The following is a 7,664-nucleotide window of genomic DNA, read 5'->3' as shown; positions in this document are numbered from 1 at the left end:
GCACCGTCGTCCGGCGTGCCGGTGGCGAACCAGTCGACCCGCGGCGTGCGCGGGACCATGGCGGCGGCGTCGCGCGCGTCGATGGCGCGAGCCAGTTCGGCGGACAGCTCGTAGCCATTGATCTCGATGAAGCCATGGCCGTACAGGTCGTCCCGCAGCGCGGTGGTGTTCACCGGGATGCCGTCCACCAGCAGCTCGGTGGCCAGGCGCGCGCGCAGGAACTGGTTGATGCAGGTGCGCCCGCGCACGAACGGCTGCCACAGGATGATGCCCTCGACCGGCGTGGCGCAGGCGAAATCGAGGGCCATCAGCGCGCCCAAGCGCAGGCCCCACAGGTACATCGGGCCACCGACGCGGGCGTGCAGCCAGCGGAAGGCGACTTCCAGGTCGGACTGCCAGATGTCCCAGCGGGCGGAGGAAAAGTCGCCGCAGCTGTCGCCGCAGCCGAACAGGTCCACCTGTAACACCGCGTAGCCGACCGAGGCGAAGGCGCGCGCCTGCAAGGCGGCGGTACGGCGCGACTTGTTCAGCTCCTCCGCAAACGGGTGGATGTACAGAATGCCACCACGCGGCTTCACCCGCGGGTCCGGCGCGTGGTAGAGGCAGAAACGCGTGCCGGGTTCGGCGTCGAAGAAGAACGGCTCGGCGTGCGGCATGCCGGAGAAGGGTGCGTTCATGGCTGGTCCGAAAGGAAGGGCGGCGGCGCGAGGCGGAACTGGGGCATCGAATCCTCCCGCCGCGACAGGTGCAGGAAGGGCGGCAGTGTGGCCACCGTCCATTGCCAGCGGCCGCAGCGCAGGAACACGGCGCTGCCCAGCTTGATGGCGCCGAGGCGGCCGTGCGAGGCGCGCGAGCCCGGGTTGAAGGCCGAAATCCGGCTCATGGTCCAGCGCACCCCGTGCGCGTGCCAGCGGCGGTAGGCCTCCTCCCACAGGCGGACGAAGGTAAAGCCGAGCTGGTGGCCGCCGAACACGGCGACGTCGAAATCCCACACCGCGGCGGGCGTGGCGGGCACGTAGCGGGCCCGGACTTCGTCTTCGGTCCAGGGGCCCGGGCAGTACCAAAGGAAGCCGGCCATGGCGCCGCCGCGCCAGGCCGCGAGGCAGTGTGCGCCCTGGGCGAAGCGGTGGCGGATCACGGAGGGCGGACGGCCGTGCGGCGCTTCGGCCAGTTCCGGCCCGGCGCTGCGCACGTCGATACTGCGCCCGCGGCCGCCGCCGAGGGGGCGCGGGTGCACCGGCTGGGCCATCAACCGGTACTTGTACAGGACCACACGGCCCCGGCTGGCGCGCGCGAGCAGGACGGCCAGCAGGTACCAGCAGCCGTCGAGCGGCCCGAGCTGGCGAAACGTGAGGCGAAGGCGCGAGATCATAGCGGTTCGGGCTGGTGAACACGAGCCATTAGACACCTGCGTTCCTGTCGGGCTTTGACCACACTCAATCCCGCTGAATTGAACAGCGCGGGGGCGCGCGCCGGGCGTGTTTGAGGGGGCTCAAAGAGGGGTTCTGCGAATCTTCAATCATGGATTCCTCCCACATCAAAAAGAGGTTTGTCATGACCCTGCAGATGCCACCACGCGAGGCGGCCGCATGAGCGGCCTGTGCGGCTGGATAGCCCGGCGGCCGGGCCGGATCGGCCTGAATGAGATGGCGGCACCCCTGCTGGACCGGCGTGTCGCCACGGCTTACACCGTACGGAACGGCGTAGGCGAGGCCGCTTTGGCGGCGGCTCCGGGCGCCGGCTCCGCGTTTTCCGGCGACGGGTTGGCGGTCGCCTGCTGGGGCGGGGATGCGGCCACGATCGCCCGGCTGTGGCGGGCGCAGGGGCGCGCCCTGTGCGCCAGCCTGGACGGTTCGTACGCATTCGTACTATTCGACGCGCAGCGCAACGAGGCGCTGCTGGCGGTAGACCGGCTGGCCAGCCGGCCCCTGCTGGTGCAGAAGACGGCGGACGGACTGCTGTTCGCAAGCTCCGCGGCGGCGCTGATGCGCCATCCGCTGGCGGGCCGGACCGTAGCGGGGCAGGCCTTGTTCGATTATCTGTACTTCGGCTACGTGCCGGTGGGGGAAGCGATACACGAAGGGCACCAGCGGCTGGGGCCCGGCGAAACGCTCTACCTGCGGGATGGTGTGCTCGAGCATCGCGGCCCCGGTTCAGCACAGGTACCCGAGGTGATCCACGCGCCGGCCGTCCCGGCGGAGGCGCCGCGCGACGTTGCCGCGGCCGTGCTGCAAATGGCAGAGGCGCTTGATCAACCGTGTGGCGTGCCGTTACTGATCCCGCTGCTGGCCGGCGCGCGGCGCGCGGCGGCGGCCGGGGCCAGCGAACTGGCCGTGGCGCTGCCGTTGGACGCCGCTTTGCTTGAACGTCAACGTGTGTATTGGCGCTACGACCGGCTGCCCACAGCGCTGCGCCAGTTGGCGGTCGAACCCTTGCTGTTCCATGGTCTGGGCCAGCTCAGCACAGCCGGACTGGACCGGCTGCGGACCCGCATCAGCCGCAGCGCCCAGTCCCTGCCGTGTCGCGTGGACGCCGACAGTCTTCTGGCCCGCTACGGCGGGGCGGCGCAGGTGCTGCACCGCGATTTCCTGGCGACGATCGACCCGGGCGGTCCGCTGCGCCGCCTGCGCGACGCGGACTGGTCCAACTACGGGCGCACGGCGATGGAGCGGCTGGTGCTGCTCGAGCTGCGCTTTGCCGTGTGCGGCGGCGCACTGCCTGCGGCCTTAGCGGCATGCCATGCGGCCGGGATCGAGCCGGCGTTCTCCGGCATGGAAGGGGCTGCGTTGCGCGTCGAATGGTCTCCGCAGCCCAGTGCCGCAGGCTGGTTCAATGCCGACGCCCGCCTGCGCGAACTGGCGTTCGACAGCCTGCTGGACCTCAGGCGCCGGCAGCTGGTGCGGGATGGAATGCTGGACATGCTGTTGACGGGGAATCCGGCCGAGCACGCGGATCTGGTGTGGCCGCTGATGATGCTGGAACGGTGGCTGGCCGCGCATGCGCCAGCGCGCCAGGGCACCGAGCGCGCGGAGGCCAGCCTGGCCGGCAGCTAGCCGGGGCGGGTCATCGTTGGGGCGGGTGGCGGGAGGTTCGCCTGCACCAGTACCCGGGTGGCCACCAGGGCGCACATCAGGTAGTACGGGACGTCGAAATAGGTGAGACTCAGGAAGGAGCCGCCGACCGCAAAACCCATCAGGCTCGTTTGCATCATGGTCGCCATTTCCACGGCCCACTGCATGCCCGGTGCCTTCGGCGCGTTCTTGACGATCCAGGCCGCGGTGCGCCAGGTCGTGATCCCCACCAGCAGGTACAGCGCCAGGCCGCCGAAGCCATGCTCGCCCAGCACCTGGAAGTAGATGCTGTGGGCGGCGTGCACATCGTTCGGCACCGGTGCGTAGGCGGCGAAGGTGGCCGGTTCGTAGATTTCGAAGCCGCCGCCGAAGATGCGGTCGCGCGCCAGGTTCCACGCCATGTACCACGCATTGATGCGGCCCATGGCCGAGGCGTCGGCCTGGTAGTTGTCGATCGTGTCCATGCGCGAGGCCCATTCCTGGGGCATGAACAGCAGCAGTGCCGGTCCGACCGCCGCCAGCACCGAGCCGACCATCAGTTTCTTGCGGCTTTTGAGCCACATGAAGCCGCACATGGCGACGATGGCGAGCAAGCCGCCGCGCGAATATGACCCCAGCGCCGCCAGCGCCGATAGCAGGATGGAGGCGGTCAGCCCACGCCGCACCCATTTGTTGGTGCTGGTCTGCTGGAGGTAGTACATCAGCGGGATCACCATAATGAGCGCCAGCGCGAGTGCGTTGTTATCACCGATGAAGGTGGCCCCCGGTCCCCACACACGCTGGCCACCGCCGCTGCGCAGCGTGAAGATGCCGCCCTTGACGCCGTAGAAACCCAGCGAAATCACCAGCACCCACACCAGCCGGCGCACGTCCTCCTTGCTCTTGATGACCATCGCGACCACGAAGGTCATCAGCATGATCTTCATGACCCGGGTGTATTGCGGAAAGGCGTACTCTGGATAGAGCGAGAACGGGAATGTCACGTTCATCCACACCGTGAACGCCAGCAGCGCGAGCACCGGCGCGGCCGTGGGCAGGTTGCGTGGCTGGCGCGTGAACACGAGGCTCGCCAGCGTGCAGACCGCGATGATGTAGGCAAACGGGAAGGTGGTGGCGAAGCCCCAGCCCTGCGTGTGGGGACTCATGACGCTGATCCAGACCCACATGAGCGCCCCGACCACGGGGTTGCGCAGGATGTAGGGAATGGAGCCGAAGACGATCAGGAAAACCAGGATGTCGCGCACGTTCGGCCCCCCTTGAGACGGCTCAACGAGGGGCGAAAGCTCGCCGGTACACTGCCCCTTGGTAGTTTTCGGATACTAGAGCACCAGGGAGGCGAGCTTGTTGACCGTTCTCATGGCGACTTTTAACGGCGCCTCCACTCTCCCCAAAGTCCTCGAGGCTTACTGCCGGCTGGAGCCGCCGGACGGCGGCTGGGTCCTGCGGATCGTGGACGATGGATCCACCGACACCACCGCCGATCTGCTGGCGTCCTACCGCGACCGGCTGCCGCTGCAGCTGCTGCACAAGCCGCGCGGTGGCAAAAGCGCGGCTCTCAATCTCGCCCTCGAGTGCGCGCTGCGCGAAGACAGCTCCCATCTCTTTGTCTTCACGGATGACGATGCGACGCCGGACGCCGACTGGCTGGTGCAGCTGGACGCCTGCGCGCGGGTGCGCTGCGACTATGCGATCTTCGGCGGCGCCATCGTCCCCGATTGGGAAGTGACGCCGCCGGCCTGGATCCTGCGCCAGGTGCCGCTGGGGCTCACCTACGGTATCACGGCCTGCAACGAAGGGCCGGTGTTTCCCGGACTGGCCTGGGGCGCGAACATGGCGGTGCGGCGCGAAGTGTTCGCGGAAGGACACCGCTTCGACATCAAGGTCGGACCGACGGCGGGCCAGTATGCGATGGGCAGCGAGACCGAATTCACGCGCCGCATCGCGAGCCACGGCTACAAGGCCTGGTTCTGCGAGAAGGCGCGGGTGGCGCACCGGATCCGCGCGCACCAGCTGACGCGCGCGTGGGTGCTGGAGCGGGCCCGCAGGTTTGGGCGGGGCGCGCGCCGGCAGGAAGTCCCGGATGGCAGCAAGCGCCTGTTCGGGGTGCCGCGCTGGATGTACGCCCGCTATGCCGCCGAGTGCGCGGGCGGCTTGCGCAGCTGGCTCGCGCGCGACCTGGAACGCGGCTTCCGGCACGCGTGGGAGCGCGCCCATCTCGCCGGCTATATCACGCAGGCCTGGCGCGGCGCGCAGCCTCCCAAGGTGCTGCTGACCAGCGTCTCCGGCGGGCTCGGAGGGATGGAGCTGCGCATGGCGCAGGAGGCGCGGGTCCTGGCTCGTTCCGGCTACCGCAGCATGCTGGCGGTGCCACGCTTTCGGGGCACCGGGCAGCTGGCCGCGGAGCTGGAAAGCTATGGCGTGCCGTTGCGGGTGTTCGACCCGCCGCAGTTCCTGGAACACTGGAACTGGCGGCGCGCGCGCAAGCTCGGGGCCCAGCTGGCCGGCGTACCGCGCATGCGGATGCTGCGCCCGGACCTGGTGCACGTCGCGTTTTGCTGGACGTCCTACGGCGCCTCGCTCCTGTGGATGGCCGCGCGCAGCGGCAAGCCGTGCGTGATCAGCGTGCACAATGCCTTCCCGCAGATGGAGATGGCGGCCTGGCAGGCGCCGATGTACCGCGCGGCGTTTCGCGCGGTGCGCGGCGTGTATGCGGTGTCCGAGTCGGCACTGGACCACTTCCTCAAGACCTATGCGCCGCTGCTGGCACCGGCCACGCGGCTGGCGGTAATCCCCAACAGCGTCGATGCGCGGCGCTTCCTGCCGTGCACGATCCGGCGCGCAGCGGCGCGGCAGCGCTACCTGATCCCGTCGGACGCGCTGGTGCTGGGCAGCGTGGCCCGGCTGGCGCCGCAGAAGCGGCCGCATTTGCTGCTCGATCTGTTGGCGGCGTTGCGGCCGCGCTTTCCGAGCTTGTACCTGCTGCTGGTCGGGGCGGGGCCGCTGGAGTCGGAGGTCAAGGCAGCGGTGCAGGAACGCGGACTGCAGGACTTTGTCCGCTTCGCCGGGCATGTGGAAGCGGTGGAGGATGTGATGCCGGCGCTGGACCTGCATCTGCTCCTGAGCCGCAATGAGGGCTTCGGCATTTCGACGATCGAGGCGATGTCCTGCTGCGTGCCCGCCATCGGGACCGACGTCCCGGGCACGGCCGATGTGCTGGGCGGGAGCTGCGGCGGCCTGCTGGTGCCAGCGGACGATGCCCACATCCTGCGCGAGACGGTCGGCAGCCTGCTGGACGATCCGCTGCGGCGCGTCTACATGGGGCGCTGCGGCCGCGCCGAGGTGCAAGCCAAATATACGCCCGAGCTGCTGGAGCAGCGCACGCGCGATTTCTACGCGGGGCTGCTGCCGTGAGTTCCACCCGTATCTCCCTGCTGTTCTCCTTCGCTGAAAAATACCTGCTGCTGATCGTCGCCACGGCCGCCAGCATGGTGGTGGCGCGCCTGCTCACGCCGGAGGAGACGGGGATCTATTCGATCGGCTCGATGCTGGTGGGGCTGGCGCATGTGCTGCGCGACTTCGGCGTTGGCCAGTACGTGGTGCAGGCGCGCGAGCTGGATACGGCGGCGCTGCGCGCGGTGCTGGGCACGTCGTACCTGCTGGCGGCCGGGCTGGCGGTGCTGATCGCGCTCCTGAGCGAGCCGCTGGCAGCCTTCTATGCCGAACCGCGGCTGGTGACGGTGCTGCAGCTGCTGGCGGTGAACTTCGTGCTGATTCCCGCATCATCCGTGACCCTGGCCCTGCTGCGGCGGCAGATGCGCTTTGGCGCGGTGTGTGCGGTCAACGTGATTTATGGACTGACTGGCGCGCTGGCGGCGGCAGGGCTGGCGTGGTACGGTGCGGGCTACATGAGCCTCGCATGGGCCACCTTGAGCGCCTCGGTAGCGGGGCTGCTCGCCAGCCTCGCGGTGCGGCCGGCGGAACTGCCGTGGCTTCCATCGCTGCGGGGGATGCGCAAGGTGCTGGGGTTCGGTGCCGTATCGACCGCGGGTACGGTGGTCGACGAAGCCGCCGTGTCCACGCCGGACCTCGTGATCGGAAAGCTGATCGGCATGGAAGGCGCGGGTCTGTTCGGTAAAGCGCAGAGCGTGCTCGCGGTGTTTCGCAACGTGGTGATGGCGGCGGTGACGCCGGTGCTGCTGCCGCTGTACGCGGAGCGTGAGCGCAGTGGCGGATGCCCAAACACGGCTTATCTGACGACGGTAACTTACCTGACCGCGTGCGCCTGGCCGTTCTTCGCCGTGGTCGCGGTGGCGACGCTGCCCGTGGTCCGCGTTCTGTATGGCGACCAGTGGGACGGCGCGGTGCCGCTGATCCGTGTGCTGTGCGTGTCCGCCGCGCTGTACAGCATGGGCGGCGTGTCGCGTTACCTGTTCGTGGCGACGGGCCACGTGAAGCTCCAGGCACGGCTCGATGTGCTGGCGGCGCTGGTCCGCATCGCCGCCGTGGCGGCGGGCGCCCTCGGCGGCCTGGCTGGTGCGGCGTGGGCAGTGAGCGGATCCGCCATGTTCCGGACCTGGCTGACCTGCCGCTACC

At 69.1% G+C, this 7,664-nt stretch carries 6 protein-coding genes; 3 read left to right on the top strand and 3 right to left on the bottom strand.

From position 1 onward, the window contains the following. Together E4L96_RS18900 and E4L96_RS18895 are read right to left on the bottom strand one after the other, a co-directional pair. Positions 1 to 677: hydrolase 2, exosortase A system-associated (locus E4L96_RS18900; RefSeq protein WP_167758744.1), on the bottom strand; the 677-nt coding region annotated here is incomplete at its 3' end. Next, the gene (locus tag E4L96_RS18895; protein WP_135208764.1) at positions 674 to 1,372 is read right to left on the bottom strand and encodes a GNAT family N-acetyltransferase; all 699 of its coding nucleotides are present in this window, start codon (positions 1,370 to 1,372) and stop codon (positions 674 to 676) included. The genes E4L96_RS18900 and E4L96_RS18895, both read right to left, overlap by 4 nt. 217 nt (positions 1,373 to 1,589) lie before the next feature. Here E4L96_RS18895 and E4L96_RS18890 point away from each other — a divergent pair, with 217 nt between their 5' ends. Further along, positions 1,590 to 3,053 (top strand): class II glutamine amidotransferase domain-containing protein, encoded by a 1,464-nt coding sequence (locus E4L96_RS18890; protein WP_135208763.1) that lies wholly within the window; start codon positions 1,590 to 1,592, stop codon positions 3,051 to 3,053. Here the strand turns inward: E4L96_RS18890 and E4L96_RS18885 are convergent. Continuing rightward, positions 3,050 to 4,315: a putative O-glycosylation ligase, exosortase A system-associated gene (locus E4L96_RS18885; protein ID WP_135208762.1), complete on the bottom strand. Its 1,266-nt coding sequence runs from the start codon at positions 4,313 to 4,315 to the stop codon at positions 3,050 to 3,052. The two genes, E4L96_RS18890 and E4L96_RS18885, sit on opposite strands and share 4 nt — an antisense overlap. A 112-nt stretch (positions 4,316 to 4,427) precedes the next feature. On the opposite strand from E4L96_RS18885, the gene E4L96_RS18880 reads away from it, so the two are divergent. Both E4L96_RS18880 and E4L96_RS18875 read left to right on the top strand, forming a co-directional pair. Continuing rightward, on the top strand, positions 4,428 to 6,482 hold the full coding sequence (locus tag E4L96_RS18880; protein ID WP_135208766.1) for a glycosyltransferase: 2,055 nt from the start codon (positions 4,428 to 4,430) through the stop codon (positions 6,480 to 6,482). Beyond that, on the top strand, positions 6,479 to 7,664 hold a 1,186-nt coding region (locus E4L96_RS18875; RefSeq protein WP_135208761.1), incomplete at its 3' end, for an oligosaccharide flippase family protein. The genes E4L96_RS18880 and E4L96_RS18875, both read left to right, overlap by 4 nt.

Origin of the sequence: Zemynaea arenosa (assembly GCF_004614185.1) — a bacterium.
GTDB classification, from domain to species: domain Bacteria; phylum Pseudomonadota; class Gammaproteobacteria; order Burkholderiales; family Burkholderiaceae_D; genus Telluria; species Telluria arenosa.
The sequence above is the reverse complement of the archived record's forward strand: the minus strand, read 5'-3'. Positions and strand labels throughout refer to the sequence as shown.